Source organism: Nioella sp. MMSF_3534, assembly GCF_030732985.1.
GTDB lineage: Bacteria > Pseudomonadota > Alphaproteobacteria > Rhodobacterales > Rhodobacteraceae > Nioella.
On record NZ_JASHJX010000041.1, the window covers coordinates 16246 to 37103 of the forward strand.

The window sequence follows — 20858 nt, forward strand, 5'->3', positions numbered from 1 at the left end:
TTCAAACCTGTCACACAGCTTTGACAGGCCCACGATAGCCACCACGCCAGTTGCAACCATCGCGCAAGAGGCCGCCATGAAAGAGTCCGATCTCAGCCACCTGTCCTGGGACGAATGGGATGAACACCACGACCCCCGCCCCGAGGAAACCGATTTCGACCGCGTGGTCGAGGCGGCCCTGTCGCGCCGCGGCTTCCTGTCTGGCCTTGTGGCCTTCGGATCGGGCGCTACTGCCATGGGCGCGGGCCTGCTGAATTCCACCGCGGCTATGGCCATGGGACATGGCGCGACGCGCTTTGCCTTCACCCCGATTGCCGCACAGACCGATTTCACCGTGCACGTGCCCGAGGGCTATTCCTGGGCACCGCTGGCCCGGTGGGGTGACCCCCTGTTTTCCGACGCGCCCGCCACGCTCGACCCCGCGACCGGCGTGACCGTCGAAGCCTCTGACCGCGTTTTCGGCGAAAACACCGACGGGATGGAGCTGTTCAGCGTCGATGGTCACGAGCTGATTGCCGTGAACCATGAATACGTGAACCCGGGCGTGAACCTGCCAGCCACGGGCGGCGAGATCGAAACCGCCGAGGCCGTTCTGACGCTTCAGAACATGCAAGGCGTCACGGTCATGGAAGTGGCAAGGGGAGAGGCCGGTTGGCAGATCGTCGTCGACAGCCCCTTTAACCGCCGCATCCACCACAACACCGAAATGCGCCTGTCCGGCCCTGCCGCGGGCGATGCGATGCTGCAAACATCGGCCGATCCGACTGGCACGATGGTTCTGGGCACACTCAACAATTGCGGGTCCGGCCGGACGCCCTGGGGCACCTACCTGACCTGTGAAGAGAACTTTAACGGCTATTTCGGCTCGACCGATCCGAACTTCGAGCGCCCCGCCGCCTTCCGCCGTTACGGCATCAACCTTGAAAGCCGCTACAACTACGAACATCACGATGCGCGTTTCGATATCTCGGTAGAACCGAATGAGCCGAACCGCTTCGGCTATATCGTCGAGATCGACCCGTCGGCCCCAGACAGCACCCCGGTGAAGCGCACCGCGCTTGGCCGCTTCAAGCATGAAAACGCCGCCTGCGCGATTGCCCCCGATGGCCGTGTCGCCGTCTATATGGGCGATGATGAACGCGGCGAGTTCCTGTACAAGTTCCTGTCCAACGGCGTTTATCAGCCCGGCGGCAACACCGATGGCCTGCTCGATGACGGGCAGCTCTACGTGGCCCGCTTCAACGAGGATGGCAGCGGTGAGTGGGTTGCCCTGACCCCCGAGGCAACCGGTATGTCCGAGGTCGAAATCCTGGTTCACACCCGTATGGCCGCCTCTGCCGTCGGTGCCACCACCATGGATCGTCCCGAATGGGTCGCCGTGAACCCGATCGCGGTCGAGGCCTATTGCGCGCTGACCAATAACAGCCGCCGCGCGCTGCTGAACGACGATGGCACCATGCGCGCCAATGCAGGCGGTGACGTGATGGAACTGAACGCGGTCAACCCGCGCGAGGGCAACCGCTATGGCCAGATCGTGCGCTGGCGCCCCGCGAATGACGACCACGCGTCGGACAGCTTCGACTGGGATCTCTACGTCATGGCGGGCAATCCCGAAGTGCATGAAGACGCCTATGCCGGATCTGAAAACGTCAACGCGGGCAACCTGTTCAACTCGCCCGACGGGATGATGTTCGACAGCGCTGGCCTGCTGTGGATCCAGACCGACGGGAATGACAGCAACGAGGGGGATTTCGCGGGCATGGGCAACAACCAGATGCTCTGCGGCGATCCTGAAACGGGTGAGATCGTGCGCTTCCTGACCGGCCCCAACGGTTCGGAAGTGACCGGCCTGACCTGGTCGTCGGACCGGCGCACCATGTTCGTGGGCATCCAGCACCCCTCTGCCCCGTTCCCGGATGGCGAAGGTCAGTTGGCCCGCTCGTCTGTCGTGGCGGTCTGGCGCAACGATGGCGGGCTTGTCGGCTAAGGCCAGCCCCGACAGGATTTCAGTACCTGATTATTTGTTTCAGCCCCGGCAGGCATTGCTTGCCGGGGTTTTTCCGTCAGGCCCGTGCCGCCATCAGCGGGTTGGACTTGCGGGCGATGGAATGCTCGGCCCCGATATGGCGGCAGCCGCCATCCTCCAGATAGCCCACATGCCGCCCTGCCGCGCGCATATGGCGCGAGATGTCCTTCTCCTTGCCGAACCGGCTGTAGCCGCCAAGATCCTGCCAGGTGCTGCGGCGGATCACATGCGGGTTGAAGGTGAACCCGTACCAGCGCATGTGCACGCGCGTCATGAGCGCGTAGGACACGCCACCGATCTCTTCGTATGTCACACGGGCCGCGCGCTGTGGCTCGATCGGCATGTCATCCAGCTCCCTGACGCAGACAGAGGTCATGGTCGGGTCGGAGTCCAGCAAGGCAATGGCTTCGGGCAGGAAGTCGGTGCGGGCGAAATGCCAGTCATCCTCGATATGGAAAATATAGGGGGTGTCCACGGCCTCATACATCGCGTCCACAGCGGCGTGATGGCCGACACGACCGCCAAGATCAATGCGCCGCCCATGGGGGCAGAGCCTGTCGAACATCCGGTTCGTGGGATCATCCCCGAAATCATTGATCGCCACGATCGGCAGCAGCCGCATCTGGGGCCCAAGACTTTCAATCGTCTGTTCCAGATAGTCGGGGCGCAGCCCCATCGTCATGCAAATCGTGATCTGCCCGCTCATGCCCTTGCCTCTTCTCTCTGCCCCCGGCGGTGTGCGCTCTTGCGGGCAGGTCTGCTCGTTATCCTTATCTTTACACAGTTTTTCCCAAAACTTCGGCAAAAAAATGACCCCGGAGAAATCTCCGGGGTCATGGGTATGTATCTGATGCTTGGGCTTACTCGCCAGCGTCCGGCGCTTCTTCCTTGCCGGTTTCCTGGTTGACCATCTTCATGGCCAGCCGGACCTTGCCGCGATCGTCGAAGCCCAGAAGCTTGACCCACACTTCCTGACCTTCTTTCAGAACGTCGGAGGGGTGGTTCAGGCGGCGGTTCTCGATCTGGGACACATGCACCAGACCGTCGCGCTTGCCGAAGAAGTTCACGAAGGCACCGAAATCGACGATCTTCACGACCTTGCCCTTGTAGATGTGGCCTTCTTCCGGCTCTGCCACGATCGCGTGGATCATGTCATAGGCCTTCTGGATGGCTTCCCCGTTCGGGCTGGCGATCTTGATGATGCCGTCGTCGTTGATATCGACCTTGGCGCCCGAGACTTCCACGATCTCGCGGATGACCTTGCCGCCCGAACCGATCACTTCACGGATCTTGTCGGTAGGGATCTGCATCGTCTCGATACGCGGCGCGTGGATCGAGAAGGACCCCGCTTCGGTCAGGGCCTTGGCCATTTCACCAAGGATGTGCAGGCGGCCAGCCTTGGCCTGTTCCAGCGCCTTGGACATGATTTCGGGCGTAATGCCCGCAACCTTGATGTCCATCTGCAGGCTGGTGATGCCCGCTTCAGTACCTGCAACCTTGAAGTCCATGTCGCCGAGGTGATCCTCGTCACCCAGGATGTCGGTCAGAACCGCGTAATCGCCGTCCTCTTCCAGGATCAGGCCCATGGCCACACCGGCAACCGGGGCTTTCAGCGGAACGCCCGCATCCATCATCGACAGAGAGCCGCCGCAGACGGACGCCATGGAGGAGGAGCCGTTGGACTCGGTGATCTCGGACACGACGCGCACGGTGTAGGGGAAATCGGTGGCAGCGGGCAGAACGGCCTGAAGGGCGCGCCATGCCAGTTTGCCATGACCGATTTCACGACGGCCCGGAGGGCCCACGCGACCGGCTTCACCGACCGAGTAGGGCGGGAAGTTGTAGTGCAGCAGGAAGTTCGATTTGAAGTTCCCATGCAGGGCGTCGATGAACTGCTCGTCGTCGCCGGTGCCAAGTGTGGTCACGACCAGACCCTGGGTTTCACCACGGGTGAACAGGGCCGAACCGTGGGTCCGGGGCAGAAGGCCGGTTTCGGACACGATCGGGCGCACGGTATCCAGTGCACGGCCGTCGATCCGCTTGCCGGTCTTAACCACGTCGCCGCGCAGAACGGCGGCTTCCAGCTTCTTCAGCGCGGTTCCGAGGTTCTCATCCTCGCGCTGTTCCTCGGTCAGGGCCTCGATGATGGCGGCCTTGGCGTCGGAAACGGCGGTGGTGCGTTCCTGCTTGTCGGTGATGGCGTAAGCGGCGCGGATCTTGTCCTCGCCAGCGGCCTTCACGGCGTCGTAAAGCTCCGAATAATCGGCAGGTTGGAAGTCGAAGGGCTCTTTCGCGGCATCTTCGGCCAGGCTGATGATCAGGTCGATCACCGGCTGGATCTGCTCATGCGCGAAGGTCACGGCACCCAGCATCTCTGCCTCGGACAGCTCGTAAGCCTCGGACTCCACCATCATCACGGCGTTCTTGGTGCCGGCCACAACCAGATCAAGACGCTGATCGGGGTTGTTGCGCAGGTCGTGCATGTCGTCGACTGTCGGGTTCAGAACGTATTCGCCATCCTCGAAACCAACGCGTGCGCCCGCAATCGGGCCACGGAACGGCGCGCCGGAGATGGTCAGCGCGGCAGAGGCGGCGATCATCGCGACGATATCGGGATCGTTGACCAGATCGTGGCTCAGCACCGTGCACATGACCAGAACTTCGTTCTTGAAGCCGGGCACGAAGAGCGGGCGGATCGGACGGTCGATCAGGCGCGCGGTCAGCGTTTCCTTTTCGGTCGGACGCGCCTCGCGCTTGAAGAAGCCACCCGGAACCTTACCGGCGGCGTAGTATTTTTCCTGGTAGTGCACGGTCAGCGGGAAAAAGTCCTGCCCCGGCTTGGGTTGCTTGGCGAAGGTCACTGCGGCCATGACCGAGGTTTCACCGAGCGTGGCGATGACACAGCCATCTGCCTGGCGGGCAATCTTGCCCGTTTCCAGTGTAAGCGTTTCCTCGCCCCACTGCATGGATTTCGTCGTAACGTTGAACATGTATCGTATCCTCGATGGGAGCACTCCCAGCCCCTGCCGGGTCTCCCGATTGCGTGGCGGCCCCATTGCCGCCGACCCCAATCCTGTTCATGCGCCCGGGGTCAAAGGCATCACGTCTCAGATGGCGGGGCCATACACGGATTTTCAGCGGTTTGAAAGCAATCTCTTTCATTTCGCGGCCCGTCCCCCTTGACCGGACCCCTTGATCGGCGCACCAAGCGCCCCGCAACCTATGCGAGAGCCTGTCCCGAAATGAACCCGCGCAATCGTATCCTGCTGCTTCACACTGGCGGCACCATCGGCATGGTTCCGACCGCGCGCGGCCTGAAGCCGGAGCTTGGGGTCGTCGAGTACGCCGTTGGTCGGTTGATGGCAGAACGCGGGAATGACCTGGATATTGAGATTGTCAGGCTGGAGCCGCTGATCGACAGCGCCAACGCGACGCCCGCAGACTGGAACCGGCTGGCCGCCGAGATCGTCGCGCGGGCGGACAGCTGCGATGCGATCCTGATCACCCATGGCACCGACACGCTCGCCTTCACCTCCTCGGCCCTGACCATGGCGCTTGAGGGATTGCACAAGCCGGTGATCCTGACCGGGTCGATGATCCCGTTGGGTGGGGACAACAGCGACGGGTGGGCCAATCTGCGCGATGCACTGGCGGCAACGCAAACGGCAGAGCCCGGCGTCTGGATCCAGTTCGCAGGCAAGCTGCTGCGCGGGCCAAGGGCGCGCAAGATCCACAGTTCCGCCCCCGACGCATTTTCCGCCATGCTGTCGGACAGGCCCCCGCGCCGCGAGGGTGAGACGCTGGCACAGCATCGCTTCGGAGAGGCGCGGATTGCCGTCGTCCCGGTGGCTCCGGGCTGTGACATGCGCGTGGTTGGGTTCGCGATGGACACCTGCGATGGTGTCGTCCTGCGTTGTTATGGCAGCGGCACCGTGCCCGACGATCCACTGCTGGAACAGGGGCTGGCGCGCGCCGCAGACCGCGGCATTCCCGTGGTTGCCGTCAGTGAAACGCTGGCAGGGGGCACATCGCTTGGCCACTACGCCGCCGGGGCGGTGTTGCTGGATCACGGGGTGATCGACGGGCGCGACATGACGCTGGAGGCTGCCTATGCCAAGCTGTCGCTTGCGCTGGCAACGGTCACCGGGCGGGCAGCGCTGGCGACGTTCCTCGAAACGCCCCTTTGCGGGGAATTCGGGGCGCCATTTCCGGTGCCCTGATCGTCACTCCAGGTGGTAGCCCTGAAATTCTTTCACCGTCGACAGGCTGAGCAGCGTTTTCATCTGAGTGACTGACGGGATCTCGGACAGGCGATCACGATAGAGCTTTTCGTAGGCTTCGGTGTTTCGCGCCGCAAGGCGGATCAGGTAGTCGAACTCACCCGAGATCATGTGGCATTCCAGAACCTCCGGCATGTGCCGGATCGCCTTTTCGAAAGCCGTGATGTGTTCCTTGCGCTGGCTCGCCAGCTTGACCTCGATGAAGATCTGGATTTCAAGCCCCACGGCCTTGCGACTGAGCCGCGCCGTGTAATTCGCGATCTTGCCGCTGCCCTCCAGCAGCTTGACGCGCCGGTGGCAGGCGGACAGGGACAGGCCGACCTGTTCGGATAGCCGAGCCATTGATATCTGCCCATCCCTCTGCAAGACGGAAAGAATTTTCACGTCCAAGTGATCCATCGGAAATTTTCCCTTTATTGAGCGAATTTTGCTCCATTTTTCGCAAATTATCTTCTTGTGCAAGAAATATGGGAATCTTTTTTGCCCCACCGATGGTATCTTTGAATTGTCTCGGAGGAGGCGAAAACAACCCAAGGGAGGCATGAATGTCCCAAAAAATCGTCGTCGGGTTCGACGGCAGCGAAAGCGGCCGAGCGGCCCTGACCTTCGCTGTCGAAGCGGCCCGCAAAAACGGGGGTGAGCTTCTCATCGCCCATGTCCTGGAATGGTCACCCTATTCCTTTCTGACCCCGACAGAGCTGGAAGAGCGTCACAAGCGGCGCGGGGAAGAGCTGGAACGCGCTGAAAAGGCGATCCTGGCCCCCGTGGTGGAAAGCGTGAAAGCCAGCGGCGTCGCGGTTTCCACCGCCCTTCGCTATGGCCATATCGCCGAAACGCTGATCAGCATCGCCAAGGAAGAAGGTGCCGACCAGATCGTCATTGGCCGGACCGGGCATTCCAGCCTGTCGTCCCGCCTGTTCGGATCAGTTGCGGGCAGCCTGGCGCAGGCCGCGCCGGTCGCCGTGACCATTGTTCCATAATCCTTAGTCAGGACACGTCATGAAAACGCATTACAAGGCCGCGGCAATCGCCGCGACGGCCTGGCTGGCTGCATCCGCACCCGCCATGGCCCAGTCCATCGACCAGCGCGTGAACGAGATTTTCGCGAATTCCACCGGCTGGTTCGTCAACTTCATCTTCAGCCCCTTCCCGGGTACGACCTTCCCTTGGATCGTGGCCTGGCTGGTGATCGCAGCGACCATCTTCACTGTCTATTTCGGGCTGATTCAGTTCCGCGCCTTCCCGCATTCCATCGCCCTCGTGAAAGGCGACTACTCCGACCCTAACGATGCGGGCGAAGTCAGCCATTTTCAGGCCCTTGCCACCGCGCTGTCGGGCACCGTGGGCCTTGGCAACATCGCAGGCGTGGCCGTCGCCATCGGCATTGGTGGTCCGGGGGCTACCTTCTGGATGATCCTCGCGGGCCTCATGGGCATGGCGTCGAAATTCACCGAATGTACGCTCGGCGTGAAGTACCGGAATGAATACGCGGACGGCACCGTTTCCGGTGGCCCCATGTACTACATGACCAAGGGCTTCGCGGAGCGTGGCATCCCCGGCGGCAAGGCCATGGCGATCCTCTTCTCGATCTTCTGTATCCTCGGCGCGCTCGGCGGCGGCAACATGTTCCAGGCCAACCAGGCCCATGCGCAGTTGACCAACGTCATTGGCGACTATCCCGGCTGGATCACCGGCGTGATCTTCGCGGGTATCGTGTTTGCTGTGATCGTCGGTGGCCTCAAGTCCATCGCGAAAGTGACCGAGAAAGTCGTGCCGATCATGGGCGTGATGTATGTGGTGACCGCGGTTGTCATCCTGCTGATGAATGCCAACATGATCGGTTGGGCCTTTGGCCAGATCTTCGAAGGGGCCTTCACCGGGCTTGGCGTTGCGGGCGGCATGGTCGGCGCACTGATCCAGGGCTTCAAACGGGCCGCGTTCTCGAACGAGGCGGGCGTTGGTTCCGCTGCGATCGCGCACTCGGCGGTTCGGACGAAAGAGCCGATCACCGAGGGCTTCGTGTCGCTGCTTGAACCCTTCATCGACACTGTCGTCATCTGCACCATGACCGCGCTTGTGATCATCATCACCGGGCAGCTGGTATCCGACCCTGAAACCGGGCTTTACCTGCTGAACGAAGGCGGCAGCGCGATCCAGACCGTTGACGGCAACTCGGGCGTGGCGCTGACCTCGGCGGCCTTCTCCTCTGCCTTTGGCTGGTTCAAGTATGTGCTGGCCATCGCGGTGATCCTGTTTGCCTTCTCGACCATGATCAGCTGGTCCTACTATGGCCTCAAGGCCTGGACCTTCCTGTTCGGCGAAGGCAAGACGACCGAGCTGGTGTTCAAGGTGATCTTCTGCATCTTCGTCGTTATCGGCGCGGCGGCCAGCCTTGGCCCGGTGATCGACTTCTCGGATGCGGCGATCTTCGCCATGGCCGTGGTCAACATCGTCGCGCTGTATCTGCTGATGCCGATCGTCAAGCGCGAGCTGGACAGCTACCTGTCGCGGCTGAAGTCCGGCGAGATCCGCAAGTTCCACTAACGGACCCGCATCATACGACATGATCTGCGCGCCTCCGGGGTATCGGGGGCGCGTTTTCAGTTCTACCCGCTGGCGGGTTTTCCGCGTGATTGCGGCGCGACGGCTGGCCGGCTTGACCCCTGCCCGCAAATGCCTAGGGTGCCGCCAAGCTGTGGCACCAACCCCCGAGGCCCCCATGACACAACGCCTGCACCTCGTCTTCGGCGGCGAGTTGATCGACCCGACCAAAAGCGCCTTCAAGGATGTCGACGCCATCGACATCGTCGGCATGTACCCCGATTACGCCAGCGCCTATGACGCGTGGAAGGACGCGGCGCAGCGCACCGTGGACAATGCCCATATGCGCTACTACATCGCCCATATTCACCGCCTGCGCGACGAAGAGCGTGAAGCGTCCCCGACCGAAGAACTCGACGGCTGAAAGACACCCCACAGATGCGGTTTTCCCTTGCGCTTTCGGCCTACATGGCCTTTTCGGCCCGCGCCTCGCGCTATGCCGAAAGGAAGCTGTCCGCGCGGCTGGATGCCGGCAAGGAAGACCCCGACCGCATCGACGAGCGCCGGGGCATTGCGGGGATGGAGCGGCCAGAGGGCGATCTGATCTGGTTTCATGCCGCCAGCGTGGGCGAATCCCTGTCGCTGCTGGAACTGATCCGCCGCATGTCCGAGGAACGACCCGATCTGCATTTTCTTGTGACCACCGGCACGGTGACCTCGGCGCAAGTGATGGCCGCGCGCCTGCCGTCCGCGGCCTTTCATCAGTTCATCCCGGTCGATGCCCTGCCCTATGTCCGCCGGTTCCTCGATCACTGGCGCCCTAACCTGGCCGTCTGGACGGAAAGCGAGCTGTGGCCCGCGCTGATCGTGGAAACCAAGGCCAGGTCAATTCCCATGGTGATCATCAATGCGCGCATGTCGAAAACCAGCCACGACCGCTGGCGGTTTCTGCGGGGCATGGTGCGCCGCCTGCTGGAACAGTTTGACGAGGCGCATGTTCAGGACGATCTGACCGCCTCTTACCTGCGCCATCTCGGCCTGCCGGGCGACCGGCTGCATGTTACCGGAACGCTTAAGGAAGGGGCCGCCGCCCTGCCCTGCGACGAGACCGTGCGCGCCAGGCTGGCCCGGCATCTGAACGGACGCCCCACATGGCTGGCGGCCTCGACCCATGAGGGTGAGGAACAGAAGATCCTCGACGCCCACAAACAGGCCCTCAAGGTCAATCCCCGGCTGCTGCTGGTGCTGGTCCCGCGTCACCCGCATCGGGGGGACGACGTCGCCGCGTTGATCGAAGCCCAGGGGTTCAGTTTCGCCCGCCGCAGCGCGGGGGAACAACCCGACCCCGATATTGCCGTCTATCTGGCCGATACGCTCGGTGAGCTTGGCCTTTGGTATCGCCTTGCCCCGATCAGCTTTGTCGGCGGCTCGCTGGAGCCCATTGGCGGACATAACCCGTTTGAACCCGCGGCGCTCGGCTCGGTCATTCTGCACGGGCCCTATGTCAGCAATTTCGTCGATATCTTTCAGCGATTGGCCGAAGCCAAGGCCTCGCGGCTGGTGTCCTCGCCGGATTCACTGGCGGCAGCTGTCAACGACCTGCTGAATCCCGATCGTGCCGCCGAGATGGCCCATGCGGCTTGGGAGGTCTGTTCCGCCGGGGCAGAGGTGACCGACAAGGCGCTCGACATGCTGTTGGACCATCTGGACCGCACCCCGCGGCTGACGGCGGACTGATGCAGGCGCCACGGTTCTGGCATGACAAACCGGGGCTGCTGAGCCTGCTGCTGTCACCGCTCGGGGCGATCTATGCAGGTGCCACGGCCCGACGGTTGCGCAGGGGCACCCCGCATCGCGTGGGGGTTCCGGTGATCTGCGTCGGCAACCTGAACGCGGGCGGCACCGGCAAGACTCCGACCGTGATTGCCCTGGCCGAGCGACTGACACAGCGCGGCATTGCCGCCCATGTGGTCAGTCGAGGATTCGGCGGAACGGTCGAAGGACCGCACCGCGTGGACGAAGCAAAAGACAGGGCAGAGGACGTAGGCGATGAGCCCCTGCTGCTGGCCGCCTTCCTGCCGGTCTGGGTCGCAAAGGATCGCGCGGCCGGGGCGGATGCCGCCGTTCAGGCCGGGGCCGAGGTGATCTTGATGGACGATGGGTTTCAGAACCCCGCCCTGCACAAGGACCTGTCGATCATCGTGGTGGATGCCGCGCGCGGCTTCGGCAATGGCAAGGTCATTCCCGCAGGCCCCTTGCGCGAACCGGTTGCGACCGGGCTTGCCCGTGCCGATCTGGTTCTGTCCATCGGTCCCGCAAAGGCGCAGGAAAGGTTCCGTCAGGACTGGGCCAGCGCAATCGACCTGCCGCATGTCACCGGCAGGTTGGAGCCGCTGCCCACGGGCATGCCCTTCGACGGGTTGCCGGTGCTTGCCTTTGCAGGCATCGGCCACCCGGGCAAGTTCTTCGCCACGCTTCGATCCATGGGGGCAGATGTTCGGCGCGCTGAACCTCTGTCAGATCACCAGCCCTTGACCGATGCCTTGCTGTCACGACTGGAACAGGATGCGTTCAACCTGGGCGCGCAACTGGTCACCACCGAAAAAGATGCCGTCCGCCTGCCCGACCGGTTCCGCCGCAAGGTGCTGACCCTGCCGGTCCGCCTGCGATTGGACAACCCGGACCCATTGGACGCAGCGTTGGATCGGCTGTTGGCCTAAGTCCTAAGCTTGGGCGAAGCCCGGTCCAGCTTAAGCTCCGCGTCAGAGAACCGGAACGGCGACCGCACGCCCGGCACGCCTTCGGGATCAATCCGCATCCCGCGCGCCTGAACCTGCGGGTCGGCAAAAACCTCGGCCATGTCGTTGATCGGCCCGGCGGGCACGCCCTCGGCCTCGCAGGCGGCCAGCAGGTCGGCCTTGCTGCGCTCTCGGGTGCGCGCCATCAGGCGGGCGATCATGGTCTCACGGTTGGCGATGCGATCGGCATTGGTCAGGAACTCTGGCGCCTCGGCCATCTCTTCCAGACCCAGAATGCCGCAAAGCCGCCGATACTGGGCATCATTGCCAGTTGCGATGATGATGAACCCATCCGCGCAATCGAAGACCTGATAGGGCGTCAGGTTCGGGTGATAATTGCCCGTCCGCCCCGGCGGCGTACCCGTCGCCAGATAGTTCATCGCCTGATTGGCCGTGATCGACACGGCGCAATCCAGCAGCGCCATGTCGATATGCTGGCCCTTCCCGGTCCGCTCCCGCTGATACAGCGCGGCAAGGATGCCGTTGACGGAATAGAGCCCGGTGAAAAGATCGGTGACCGCCACGCCCACGCGCTGCGGTTGGCCATCCGGGTCGCCTGTGATCGACATCAGCCCGGACATGCCCTGAATGATGTAGTCATAGCCCGCGCGGTGCGCATAGGGGCCGGTCTGCCCGAACCCGGTGATGGAACAATAGATCAGGCGGGGATTAATCTGCGACAGGCTGTCATAGTCCAGCCCGTATTTCTTCAACCCGCCGAGCTTGAAATTCTCGATCAGGATGTCGGACTCGGCGGCCAGCTTGCGGACCAGTTCCTGACCCTCGGGCGTGCGAAAATCGGCGGTGACCGTCCGCTTTCCCCGGTTGCAGGAATGGAAATAGGCGGCTGTTCTGTCGCCATCCCGCTCGATGAAGGGCGGGCCCCACTGACGGGTATCATCGCCCGCGGGGCTTTCGACCTTGGTCACTTCGGCCCCAAGATCCGACAAAGTCTGACCGGCCCAGGGGCCGGCCAGAATCCGTGCAAGCTCTAATACCTTGAGCCCTTCAAGCGGCGTGCTCATCCCTCGATTTCGGCCAGCAGCCCGTCAAGCACTTCGGAAAAGGCCGCGTAGCTCATGTTGGAATACGTCTCGCCGTTGATCACGAAGCTTGGGGTGCCCTGAACCTCATCGGCTTCCGCCTGTTCCTGCGACAGGGTCACCATGGCCTGCGCCATGTCGTTATTGGTCAGGCAGGCGTCCAGCGCCTCGTTGGACAGGCCCGCGCGCAGACCGAGACGGCGCAGGTTGGCGGCAACCTCGGCCGGTTCGCCCTGAACCCATTCGCGCTGCTCTTCCATGATCATCTCGGAGATACCGAAATAGCGCAGCGGGCCACCACAGCGGGCGACCATACCGGCCCACAGGCCATAGCGGTCGAAATACACCTCGCGCATGATGAAGCGGATATGGCCCGTTTCGACATAGTTCGTCACGAGGTCATGGTAGACTTCTTCGTGAAAGCGGGCGCAGTGCGGGCAGGTGAAAGAGGCGTATTCGATCACCGTGATCGGCGCATCCTCATCGCCCATCACCATCTCGATCACTTCAGCGGCGGCCTCCTCGACCGAATCGGCGGGGGCGGTATCTGTGCTGCCTGCCTCTTGCGCGCTGGCGGCCATCAGCGGCTGGCTGAGGGTCTGGTTCACCGACTGCGAGGCGGTCAGGTAAAGATACCCGCCCAATGCCACCATCGCAGCGGACAGGGCGGACAGAATAAGGGTGCGGGACATGAATGCTCTCCTCAATGGCTGTTCTTGGTTAAAACGTTACGGGCCAGACGTTCAAGCGCCTCTTTCAGACGTTCGTCGTGAATCGAGGCGGCGGCAGCTTCGGCGGCCTGCATGATCTCGGGGCTCGGTGTCGGTTTCGGCTTGGGCCGGGCGGTGAACTGAACCTGCCCCTCGGCAAAGCCGGTCGGCGCGGTCTGGGTGATTTGCACCTTGCTGACGGCGTTGTAGCCGTAGCAGGCATTGACCTTCTGGCGGATTGCGTCCTTCTGCATTTCCAGCAGCGGCGCATGGCCCCCGGTGGTCAGCAAAACCAGCGTCGTACCGATCCCGCCATGGGCGTGGCGGATCTTGACCGGCATGGCGCTGGCGGCGATTTCCTCGCCCACGATCTCGGGCCAATGGGTGATCAGCTTGGCCTCGGAAAACCCGCGCTTTTCCAGCGGCCCGCGCAGATGACCGGCGACCAGTTTGGACGCGGCCTCGAACCCGCGCTTGCGGCGGGGCGGCTTGGGCGGCATTTTGGGCCGGGCTGCGGGCATCGGGTTTCCTTTCATCCCTGTCAATCTATCCTTCCCAGGCGAGGGAACCAATGGGGCAGCAACGGGCGGAGAGATAAAACTTGCGTGACGAGGATTACAGCGCCGTCCTGCTGGACTGGTATGACCGGCACGCGCGCGTGTTGCCGTGGCGGGTTGCGCCCTCGGATCGTGCGGCGGGTGTGCTGCCCGATCCCTATGCGGTCTGGCTGTCAGAGGTCATGCTGCAACAGACGACCGTGGCCGCCGTGAAGGATTATTTTCGCCGGTTCACGACCCGTTGGCCGTCAGTAGGGGCGCTGGCGGCGGAAGAGGATGCCGAGGTCATGGGCGAATGGGCCGGGCTTGGCTACTACGCCCGCGCGCGGAACCTGCTGAAATGCGCCCGCGTGGTGGCGGATCAGCATGGCGGCGTGTTTCCCGACACGGAGGAGGGTCTGCTGACCCTGCCCGGCATCGGCCCCTATACTGCCGCCGCCATCGCCTCCATCGCCTTCGACCGGCCCGCACCGGTGATGGATGGCAATGTGGAACGGGTGATGTCGCGCCTCTTCGCGGAAACAACGCCGCTGCCAGAGGTGAAACCGGTCCTGAAAGCACATGCGACACGGCTGACTCCGGCGCTGCGCCCCGGCGACCATGCGCAGGCGGTGATGGACCTTGGCGCGACGATCTGCACGCCCCGCAATCCTGCCTGCGGCATCTGCCCCCTGCGCGATCCATGCCGGGCGCGCGCCGAGGGTATGGCCGCCGATCTGCCGCGAAAGTCCCCAAAGAAGGCAAAGCCGACCCGGTTCGGTATTGCATACTTGGCCCGCCGCAGCGATGGCGCTTGGCTGCTGGAGACCCGGCCGGACAAAGGGTTGCTTGGCGGGATGCTCGGCTGGCCCGGCACCGAGTGGACCGAGGACGCCCAACGGGAAGCGCCTCCTATAAAGGCCGATTGGCACGATCCGGGGTTGGAGGTGCGCCACACATTCACCCATTTCCACCTGCGCCTGTCGCTGCGGCTGACCACGGTAAGCGGCGCCGAACCCGACCGGGGCAGTTTCCTACCACGCGATGCCTTCCGCCCCGCCAACCTGCCCACGGTGATGCGCAAGGCCTTTGACCTTGCGCAAGGTGCGTGGCCAGAGGATTGAGATACGCTGCCGCTTGCGCAAGACTGCGTTCAACTCGTTTTCAGCAATCCGTGTCACCAGTTCCCGACGCTCTGTCACAAAGGCCCCCGCGATGATCCCCGCCTCTCAGGTTGCCAAACTGCAAAACGCCCTGCCCTTCTGGATGTCGGTCCTGCTGGTGCCGCTGGCGGTGTTCGGGGCCTGGGCCGGGGGGCTGGCGCTGCTGCTGCTGCCGCTCTACGCCATCGGGCTGACGACGCTTCTGGATGCCATCTCCGGTCTCAATCAGGAGAACCCAGATCCCGATACACCCGAAGACGGGCTGTTCTGGTATCGGCTGGTCACGCTTATCTGGTTCCCGGTCCAATTCGTCACCGTCCTGTCGCTGATCTGGTACGCGACCCACACGGACCATCTGGCGACATGGGAGAAGCTGCTGCTGTTCTATGGTGTCGGCGTCATGTCAGGCGGCATCGGCATCGTCTATGCGCATGAGCTGATGCATCAGAGAAACAACCTCGAACGCTGGTTGGGCGATTTGCTGATGGCCTCGGTCCTCTACAGCCATTTCCGCAGCGAACATCTGCTGGTTCATCACATCCATGTGGGCACCCCGCGCGATCCGGTGACGGCGCGCTATAACGAGGGCTTCCACCGGTTTTTCTGGCGGGTGCTGCGTGACTGCCCGAAATCCGCCTTCCGCGCCGAGAAGGCGATGTTGGCGCGAAAGGGGCGGCCCTGGCATGACGCGGCCAACCCGTTCTGGCGCTATTGGGCCTTGCAGGGGGCGATGATCCTGCTGGTGCTGATCGTCGGCGGATGGGCCGGGCTTGGCCTGTTCCTGTTCGCAGCCTTCATCGCCGTGTCGCTATTGGAGCTGACCAACTACATCGAACATTACGGGCTGACCCGAAAGCACCTTGGCAATGGCAAATACGAACATGTCCAGCCGCGCCACAGCTGGAATGCCTCGCATCGCGTGTCGAACTGGCTGCTGATCAACCTGCAACGCCATTCGGACCATCACTACAAACCGAGCCGCCGCTTCCCGCTGTTGCAGACCTATTCCGAGGCCGAGGCACCACAACTGCCACTTGGTTACCCGGCCATGACCCTATTCGCGCTGTTCCCGCCGCTCTGGCGCAGGCACATGAACCCGCGCGTGCGCCGCTGGCGGCAGATGTACTACCCCGAGATCACCGATTGGCGGGCCTATAACAAAGGCGAAACGCCCATGCCGCGCGGGGCTGCCTAGACATCGTTCAGTCCGGATCCACCGCATCTTGGACAGGTCATCGGTTGTGTTCCAGGCTGAACGACGCCGCGTCCACCACACATGTTGCAAGGCACTTTAACCATTGGTTTTCTCCACAGAACGATGAATCCAACAAGACCCTAGGCTGACCTAGCCTGTCAAACTCCCTAGTGGATCGACCTAGGCCGCCATCTCCGGCAGGTGCCCGGTCTTCACATAGATCAGGCAGCCCTCGTCCGACCACGGGTTGTGACGCGACAGGTGCGGGCTGCGGATCCAGGTGCCGGCGGGATAGTCGCCATGCTCGTCCTGAAAGGTGCCTTCGATCACGAAGATCTCTTCCCCGCCCCAATGGGCGTGATCGGCAAAGCGGGTTCCCGGCGCCCATCTGACGAGCGCCACATTCTCCGCCTCATGCGAATGCAGCGGCAGGACCGTCAGGCCGGGTCGCGAGCCTGGCTGGAATGCTGCATTGCGCGTGTCGATGGCCTTCTGTTCGGTATCCGTTTCGGAAAACTGGCACAGCTTTACCAGAGTCGTGCAGCCTTCCGGCCCGATATGCGGGCGGTGCGCAGTGCCGATCGGATTGCGCACATAACTGCCCGCCGGGTAGTCGCCGTGTTCGTCCGAGAAGACGCCCTCCAGCACCAGAAACTCCTCTCCTCCGCCATGGGTATGGGGATCGAACTGGCTGTTGGGGGCAAAGCGCACGATGGTCGTTGCGCGGGCGACCTCTTCCCCGATCCGGTCCAGCATCATCCGCTGCACGCCCGATGCGGGGGAATCGACCCAATCGTAATCCTCGGGCCGGATGACGACGCGTTTGGAGAAGTCGGCGTTGAGTTTCATGGGCGGTCTCCCTGTGATCGGTCGGCTTGTCGCGCTGTTGCTGCATCTAAGGCGATATCATCCACATATCCACTCGGGGGAAACGAAAAAGCCCCGCCAACGCGTTGCCGCGGGCGGGGATAGGTGTCGTGCCGCGACCTTTCAGACCACAGGCACGGGCGGTAATTTCTTGGTGTTCTCAGCCGCTGAGTTCCGACCGGACCTGCTGGCGCAGGATATCGATCGGCACGGTTTTGCCTTCACGCCGGAAATGCCAGTAGGTCCAGCCATTGCAGGACGGTGCGCCTTCCAGCTTGGCCCCGACCTGATGGATAGAACCCTTGGTGTTGGACACCACAAGCGTTCCATCGGCGCGGATCTTGGCGACCTTGCCCCGCGGGCTGACCAGCTCTTCGCCGGGGTTCAGCAACCCACGTTCGACGAGCTGCCCAAAGGGGATACGCGGCTCGGCCCGTTTGGAGGTGGTGACCTCCAGCGAAGACCGGTCGAACCGGCGGATGGACTTCAGGCGTTTCTCGGCTACGTCACGATAGGCCGCTTCACGCTCGATCCCGATATAGTCGCGGCCCAGTTTCTTGGCGACCGCACCAGTGGTGCCGGTGCCGAAGAACGGGTCGAGCACGACGTCGCCGGGATTGGTCGTGGCGACCAGAATGCGGTGCAGCAGGCTTTCGGGCTTCTGCGTCGGATGGGCCTTGTCGCCCTTTTCATCCTTCAAACGCTCATGCCCGTTGCAGATCGGCAGAACCCAGTCCGATCGCATCTGCACACCTTCGTTCAGGGATTTCAGCGCCTCGTAGTTGAAGGTGTATTTCGCGCCCTCGGATTTCGACGCCCAGATCATCGTTTCATGGGCGTTGGTGAGGCGCTTGCCGCGAAAGTTCGGCATCGGGTTCGACTTGCGCCAGACCACGTCATTGAGAATCCAGTAGCCCTGGTTCTGAAGCTCTGCCCCCACGCGGAAAATGTTGTGATAGCTGCCGATGACCCAGATCGCACCATTGGGTTTCAACAACCGCTGCGCCGCCTTCAGCCATTCCTTGGTGAAGCGGTCATAGACGGCGAAACTGTCAAACTGGTCCCAGTGATCGTCGACGGCATCCACCATGGAATTGTCGGGACGGTGCAGGTTACCTTTGAGCTGCAGGTTATAGGGCGGGTCCGCGAAGATCAGATCGACGGACGCTTCGGGCAGACTGTTCATCACATCGATGCAGTCCCCGGACAATATGGTGTTCAGCGGAAGCGCGGACGCCCCCGTGTCTTGCGTTTTCTTGGTCATTACTGCCTCTGACTTGGCGCCTCTTTCGGGCACTCATTTTGTGCCCCAAGGATGAGTCAAAGGTGATTCGCCGTCAATTTCTTTTTTGAATCAGGAGGTTATAGATTTTTCTTGATACAAGATATTGTGGACGGGCTTGAAGCTGCGTCTATGGTGAGGGGTCACCCCCAAATCTAGAAGCGCCTGTTTGTGGTCGGCTGTGGGGTAGCCTGCGTTCCTCTCCCAACCATAGCCCGGAAATTGCCTTGAAAGCGCCATCATGTGCGCATCTCGCCCCACTTTTGCCGCAATTGAAGCCGCCGCAATCGACAGGCTGCGCCCGTCGCCCTTGATGATCGTGGTGGCGGGACAGGGCAGATCGGGCGGCAAGGCGTTGCCATCCACAAGCGCGTGATCGACGGGGGCAAGTCCGGCCAGGGCGCGGGTCATGGCAAGAAAGGTGGCATTGCGGATGTTGAGCGTGTCGATCTCCTCGACACTGGCCCATCCGAGAGACACCTCGGCACTGGCCAGCAACGTTTCCAGCAGCGCCGTGCGCTTGCGGGCGGTCAGCTTCTTGGAATCGTTCAGCCCCTCGGGGATCGCGGCAGGGTCCAGCACCACGGCGGCGGCAGTCACTGGCCCGGCCAGCGGGCCCCGCCCCACCTCGTCCACGCCGGCCACGCGGCCGCCGATCTGTGTCTCGAAACTGAAATCCGGTCCCTCTGCCATGCGGCCAGAAACCATGGCAGAACTGCAGACACAACAAAAAGGCGACGGGGCCAAAGCCCCGCCGCCTTCCGTCGCACTGCTCGACGAAAGCTGGTCAGCCGTTACGACCGAACCCAGCCATGGCGGTAAAGGCATTGCGCATCATAGACATCGCGCCAGCCCTGATAGGTGAAGATGCGTTCGCGGCAGCTGCCGGGCAGGGCTGCATAGTGGGGCACGTGCTGCTGCAAACAATGGGCACCGAAAGCGCGCATATCGACATTCGGACCCTCGAAACGGCGGTGGCAGGACCTTGGGGCCACGAGGTTCGGCACGATCACCTGCGGCACCACATAATGCGTGGAGGGCGGGGCAACGTAGCGCGTGACCGGCGCGGGCGCATAATGGTGGGTACGGTTGTGACGGTCATTCAGGATGTTGCCGAGAATCACGATACCGGCAGCGGCACCCAGAAAGGTGCGCAGGTCATCGCGGTCGGCGCGGGCTTCGGTGGTGCTGGCGAAGGTGCCCGTCAGGGCGACGGTCACGGCCAGCCCCACGGCGGCAAGGGATTTGGGAAGGGATCTAAACATGGGTTGGTCTCCGGGTAGATGAGTGTTGGGGGCACGTCATGAAACACCGCGTGCGTGCGCGGCTGGTGCGTCCAAAATCCCTCCGACCCGGTCAGACAGGCAATATCAGCCCCGCGATATCGGATAACAGGCTGTTTTTGGGCGTCTGATATTGAATGACAGGGCCATCTGACACTAACTCAACCTCATGAAACAGCTTCTTCTTTCCCTCGCCCTGATGGGCCTCGCCACTACGGCCAACGCAACTTGCTTCGCCGATTACAAGGCAAAGATGGATAACCCGCTCCGCCTGCATTACGGTGTGATCGAGTTGCCGGATTCTGCCTGCTCTGTCGGCGCAGCTGCGTCCAACATCGCAGGTCGCCTGACGGGCGGCTGGCAGCTCCTGGAAGTTATGTCGGTCTTCGACGAGACCGGCCTCGATTCGAGGAGAGACCGTGCAGGACAATACTACCTCCGCTTCTGAGTCGCGGATCACCGGTACCCGGGTCGTACAGCTCGGGATCGTGGCAGTCGTCGCCATCCTCGCGGTGGCGGCGTTTTTGCTGTTCTCCTACCTGCCCGATGCAGGTGCGTTCAACGACGCGGTGGAGGAGATCTTCGTCGTCAACGATGCGTTGACCACCACGGAATCCATCAGAATCCTTGAGATTCTGGCGCAATCCGGCACCACCTTTTCCAAGGTTCTGGCCAGCTACCGGGCGATCATCTTCGTGCTGATCGTCTTCGCCACGGCGCTGCTGATCGCCTGCCTGGTCTTCCTTGTGACCATCATCACCCTGAACCGCCGGATGCATGAGATTGAACGCTCGGGCATTCAGGTGTCTTCGCTGGTCGTGAGCCGCGAAGAGGGTGTCGTCTACCTCAACAACATGGAATTCAAGCTGACCGCCGCCGCCATGGAAACCCTGTCGGTCCTGGCCGAGGCGCGGATGGATGACGACGTACTGTCGGGGGCGGAAATCGAATCAATGGTGTCGGGAAAACCGGCATCGGATTGCGAAGAGGCCGCAGGCGCCACGCGAATCAAACGCCTGCGCGATACGCTTGGCAATCAGATGGTCAGCGAATTGCTGGTCAAGAACATCGCCCGCCGGGGCTATATGCTGGCGATCGACAAGGACGTGATCAAGATGATCTGACCGGGGTCCG

21 protein-coding genes are annotated in these 20858 nt (G+C 62.5%); 11 read left to right on the forward strand and 10 right to left on the reverse strand.

Annotated elements, in window-relative coordinates; translation table 11 throughout:
• Positions 1 to 76 precede the first annotated feature (76 nt).
• A complete protein-coding gene (locus tag RBB16_RS15975) occupies positions 77 to 1987 on the forward strand; it encodes a PhoX family phosphatase (RefSeq protein ID WP_306047110.1) in 1911 nt (636 codons plus the stop codon).
• A gap of 76 nt (positions 1988 to 2063) precedes the next feature.
• On the opposite strand, the gene RBB16_RS15980 is transcribed toward RBB16_RS15975, so the two are convergent.
• Positions 2064 to 2732, reverse strand: coding sequence for a glycosyltransferase (locus RBB16_RS15980; RefSeq protein WP_071691497.1), 669 nt, complete (start codon positions 2730 to 2732; stop codon positions 2064 to 2066).
• Between the two features lie 154 nt (positions 2733 to 2886).
• Positions 2887 to 5016: a polyribonucleotide nucleotidyltransferase gene (pnp, locus tag RBB16_RS15985; protein ID WP_306047111.1), complete on the reverse strand. Its 2130-nt coding sequence runs from the start codon at positions 5014 to 5016 to the stop codon at positions 2887 to 2889.
• A 189-nt stretch (positions 5017 to 5205) separates the two neighbouring features.
• Here pnp and RBB16_RS15990 point away from each other — a divergent pair, with 189 nt between their 5' ends.
• Positions 5206 to 6246 carry an asparaginase gene (locus tag RBB16_RS15990; protein WP_306047112.1) on the forward strand — a complete coding sequence of 347 codons (1041 nt, stop codon included), beginning with the start codon at positions 5206 to 5208 and terminating at the stop codon, positions 6244 to 6246.
• A gap of 3 nt (positions 6247 to 6249) precedes the next feature.
• On the opposite strand, the gene RBB16_RS15995 is transcribed toward RBB16_RS15990, so the two are convergent.
• Positions 6250 to 6705 carry an Lrp/AsnC family transcriptional regulator gene (locus tag RBB16_RS15995; RefSeq protein ID WP_306047113.1) on the reverse strand — a complete coding sequence of 152 codons (456 nt, stop codon included), beginning with the start codon at positions 6703 to 6705 and terminating at the stop codon, positions 6250 to 6252.
• Between the two features lie 146 nt (positions 6706 to 6851).
• On the opposite strand from RBB16_RS15995, the gene RBB16_RS16000 reads away from it, so the two are divergent.
• The 5 genes from RBB16_RS16000 (at position 6852) to lpxK (ending at position 11567) form a co-directional block, all read left to right on the forward strand.
• Positions 6852 to 7286: a universal stress protein gene (locus RBB16_RS16000; RefSeq protein WP_071691493.1), complete on the forward strand. Its 435-nt coding sequence runs from the start codon at positions 6852 to 6854 to the stop codon at positions 7284 to 7286.
• Between the two features lie 19 nt (positions 7287 to 7305).
• Positions 7306 to 8850: an alanine/glycine:cation symporter family protein gene (locus tag RBB16_RS16005; RefSeq protein ID WP_306047114.1), complete on the forward strand. Its 1545-nt coding sequence runs from the start codon at positions 7306 to 7308 to the stop codon at positions 8848 to 8850.
• 175 nt (positions 8851 to 9025) lie between these two features.
• Entirely contained in the window at positions 9026 to 9271 is a 246-nt protein-coding gene (locus RBB16_RS16010) for a DUF4170 domain-containing protein (protein ID WP_127562649.1), read from the forward strand.
• A 14-nt stretch (positions 9272 to 9285) separates the two neighbouring features.
• The gene (locus tag RBB16_RS16015; RefSeq protein ID WP_306047115.1) at positions 9286 to 10584 is read left to right on the forward strand and encodes a 3-deoxy-D-manno-octulosonic acid transferase; all 1299 of its coding nucleotides are present in this window, start codon (positions 9286 to 9288) and stop codon (positions 10582 to 10584) included.
• A complete protein-coding gene (gene lpxK, locus RBB16_RS16020; protein ID WP_306047116.1) occupies positions 10584 to 11567 on the forward strand; it encodes a tetraacyldisaccharide 4'-kinase in 984 nt (327 codons plus the stop codon). The genes RBB16_RS16015 and lpxK overlap by 1 nt, the downstream gene beginning before the upstream one ends.
• On the opposite strand, the gene RBB16_RS16025 is transcribed toward lpxK, so the two are convergent.
• Genes RBB16_RS16025 through RBB16_RS16035 form a run of 3 tightly spaced genes read right to left on the reverse strand, consistent with a single transcriptional unit; the run spans position 11564 to position 13919 of the window.
• Entirely contained in the window at positions 11564 to 12670 is a 1107-nt protein-coding gene (locus RBB16_RS16025) for a CaiB/BaiF CoA-transferase family protein (RefSeq protein WP_306047117.1), read from the reverse strand. The genes lpxK and RBB16_RS16025 overlap by 4 nt on opposite strands.
• The gene (locus RBB16_RS16030) at positions 12667 to 13380 is read right to left on the reverse strand and encodes a DsbA family protein (RefSeq protein ID WP_306047118.1); all 714 of its coding nucleotides are present in this window, start codon (positions 13378 to 13380) and stop codon (positions 12667 to 12669) included. Before RBB16_RS16030 ends, RBB16_RS16025 begins: the two co-directional genes overlap by 4 nt.
• 11 nt (positions 13381 to 13391) lie before the next feature.
• Positions 13392 to 13919, reverse strand: a complete 528-nt coding sequence (locus tag RBB16_RS16035; RefSeq protein ID WP_306047119.1) for a DUF721 domain-containing protein — start codon at positions 13917 to 13919, stop codon at positions 13392 to 13394.
• 80 nt (positions 13920 to 13999) lie between these two features.
• Between RBB16_RS16035 and mutY the strand changes: the two genes are divergently transcribed.
• Complete coding sequence (mutY, locus tag RBB16_RS16040) at positions 14000 to 15058, forward strand: A/G-specific adenine glycosylase (RefSeq protein ID WP_306047120.1); 1059 nt, start codon at positions 14000 to 14002, stop codon at positions 15056 to 15058.
• Positions 15059 to 15149: 91 nt separating this feature from the next.
• Positions 15150 to 16292 (forward strand): alkane 1-monooxygenase, encoded by a 1143-nt coding sequence (locus tag RBB16_RS16045; protein WP_306047121.1) that lies wholly within the window; start codon positions 15150 to 15152, stop codon positions 16290 to 16292.
• Positions 16293 to 16472: 180 nt separating this feature from the next.
• On the opposite strand, the gene RBB16_RS16050 is transcribed toward RBB16_RS16045, so the two are convergent.
• The 4 genes from RBB16_RS16050 to RBB16_RS16065 form a co-directional block, all read right to left on the reverse strand.
• Positions 16473 to 17141 (reverse strand): cupin domain-containing protein, encoded by a 669-nt coding sequence (locus tag RBB16_RS16050; RefSeq protein ID WP_306047122.1) that lies wholly within the window; start codon positions 17139 to 17141, stop codon positions 16473 to 16475.
• A 178-nt stretch (positions 17142 to 17319) separates the two neighbouring features.
• On the reverse strand, positions 17320 to 18423 hold the full coding sequence (locus RBB16_RS16055) for a site-specific DNA-methyltransferase (RefSeq protein ID WP_306047123.1): 1104 nt from the start codon (positions 18421 to 18423) through the stop codon (positions 17320 to 17322).
• Positions 18424 to 18513: 90 nt separating this feature from the next.
• Positions 18514 to 19149: a ribonuclease HII gene (locus tag RBB16_RS16060; RefSeq protein ID WP_306047124.1), complete on the reverse strand. Its 636-nt coding sequence runs from the start codon at positions 19147 to 19149 to the stop codon at positions 18514 to 18516.
• A gap of 86 nt (positions 19150 to 19235) precedes the next feature.
• Positions 19236 to 19706: a hypothetical protein gene (locus RBB16_RS16065; RefSeq protein WP_306047125.1), complete on the reverse strand. Its 471-nt coding sequence runs from the start codon at positions 19704 to 19706 to the stop codon at positions 19236 to 19238.
• A 187-nt stretch (positions 19707 to 19893) separates the two neighbouring features.
• Between RBB16_RS16065 and RBB16_RS16070 the strand changes: the two genes are divergently transcribed.
• Both RBB16_RS16070 and RBB16_RS16075 read left to right on the forward strand, forming a co-directional pair.
• Entirely contained in the window at positions 19894 to 20172 is a 279-nt protein-coding gene (locus tag RBB16_RS16070; RefSeq protein ID WP_306047126.1) for a hypothetical protein, read from the forward strand.
• Positions 20144 to 20848, forward strand: coding sequence for a hypothetical protein (locus tag RBB16_RS16075; RefSeq protein WP_306047127.1), 705 nt, complete (start codon positions 20144 to 20146; stop codon positions 20846 to 20848). Before RBB16_RS16070 ends, RBB16_RS16075 begins: the two co-directional genes overlap by 29 nt.
• The last annotated feature ends 10 nt before the right edge of the window (positions 20849 to 20858 follow it).

Bases quoted from the DNA above. Each gene is read 5' to 3' on its own strand.
- RBB16_RS15995 (WP_306047113.1), bottom strand. From the start codon at position 6,705: ATGGATCACTTGGACGTGAAAATTCTTTCCGTCTTGCAGAGGGATGGG.
- RBB16_RS16025 (WP_306047117.1), bottom strand. From the start codon at position 12,670: ATGAGCACGCCGCTTGAAGGGCTCAAGGTATTAGAGCTTGCACGGATT.
- RBB16_RS16030 (WP_306047118.1), bottom strand. From the start codon at position 13,380: ATGTCCCGCACCCTTATTCTGTCCGCCCTGTCCGCTGCGATGGTGGCA.
- RBB16_RS16000 (WP_071691493.1), top strand. From the start codon at position 6,852: ATGTCCCAAAAAATCGTCGTCGGGTTCGACGGCAGCGAAAGCGGCCGA.
- RBB16_RS16065 (WP_306047125.1), bottom strand. From the start codon at position 19,706: ATGTTTAGATCCCTTCCCAAATCCCTTGCCGCCGTGGGGCTGGCCGTG.
- RBB16_RS16035 (WP_306047119.1), bottom strand. From the start codon at position 13,919: ATGCCCGCAGCCCGGCCCAAAATGCCGCCCAAGCCGCCCCGCCGCAAG.
- RBB16_RS15980 (WP_071691497.1), bottom strand. From the start codon at position 2,732: ATGAGCGGGCAGATCACGATTTGCATGACGATGGGGCTGCGCCCCGAC.
- RBB16_RS16060 (WP_306047124.1), bottom strand. From the start codon at position 19,149: ATGGTTTCTGGCCGCATGGCAGAGGGACCGGATTTCAGTTTCGAGACA.
- RBB16_RS15975 (WP_306047110.1), top strand. From the start codon at position 77: ATGAAAGAGTCCGATCTCAGCCACCTGTCCTGGGACGAATGGGATGAA.
- RBB16_RS16055 (WP_306047123.1), bottom strand. From the start codon at position 18,423: ATGACCAAGAAAACGCAAGACACGGGGGCGTCCGCGCTTCCGCTGAAC.
- RBB16_RS16045 (WP_306047121.1), top strand. From the start codon at position 15,150: ATGATCCCCGCCTCTCAGGTTGCCAAACTGCAAAACGCCCTGCCCTTC.
- RBB16_RS16010 (WP_127562649.1), top strand. From the start codon at position 9,026: ATGACACAACGCCTGCACCTCGTCTTCGGCGGCGAGTTGATCGACCCG.
- pnp (WP_306047111.1), bottom strand. From the start codon at position 5,016: ATGTTCAACGTTACGACGAAATCCATGCAGTGGGGCGAGGAAACGCTT.
- RBB16_RS16050 (WP_306047122.1), bottom strand. From the start codon at position 17,141: ATGAAACTCAACGCCGACTTCTCCAAACGCGTCGTCATCCGGCCCGAG.
- RBB16_RS16005 (WP_306047114.1), top strand. From the start codon at position 7,306: ATGAAAACGCATTACAAGGCCGCGGCAATCGCCGCGACGGCCTGGCTG.
- RBB16_RS16015 (WP_306047115.1), top strand. From the start codon at position 9,286: ATGCGGTTTTCCCTTGCGCTTTCGGCCTACATGGCCTTTTCGGCCCGC.
- RBB16_RS16070 (WP_306047126.1), top strand. From the start codon at position 19,894: ATGAAACAGCTTCTTCTTTCCCTCGCCCTGATGGGCCTCGCCACTACG.
- lpxK (WP_306047116.1), top strand. From the start codon at position 10,584: ATGCAGGCGCCACGGTTCTGGCATGACAAACCGGGGCTGCTGAGCCTG.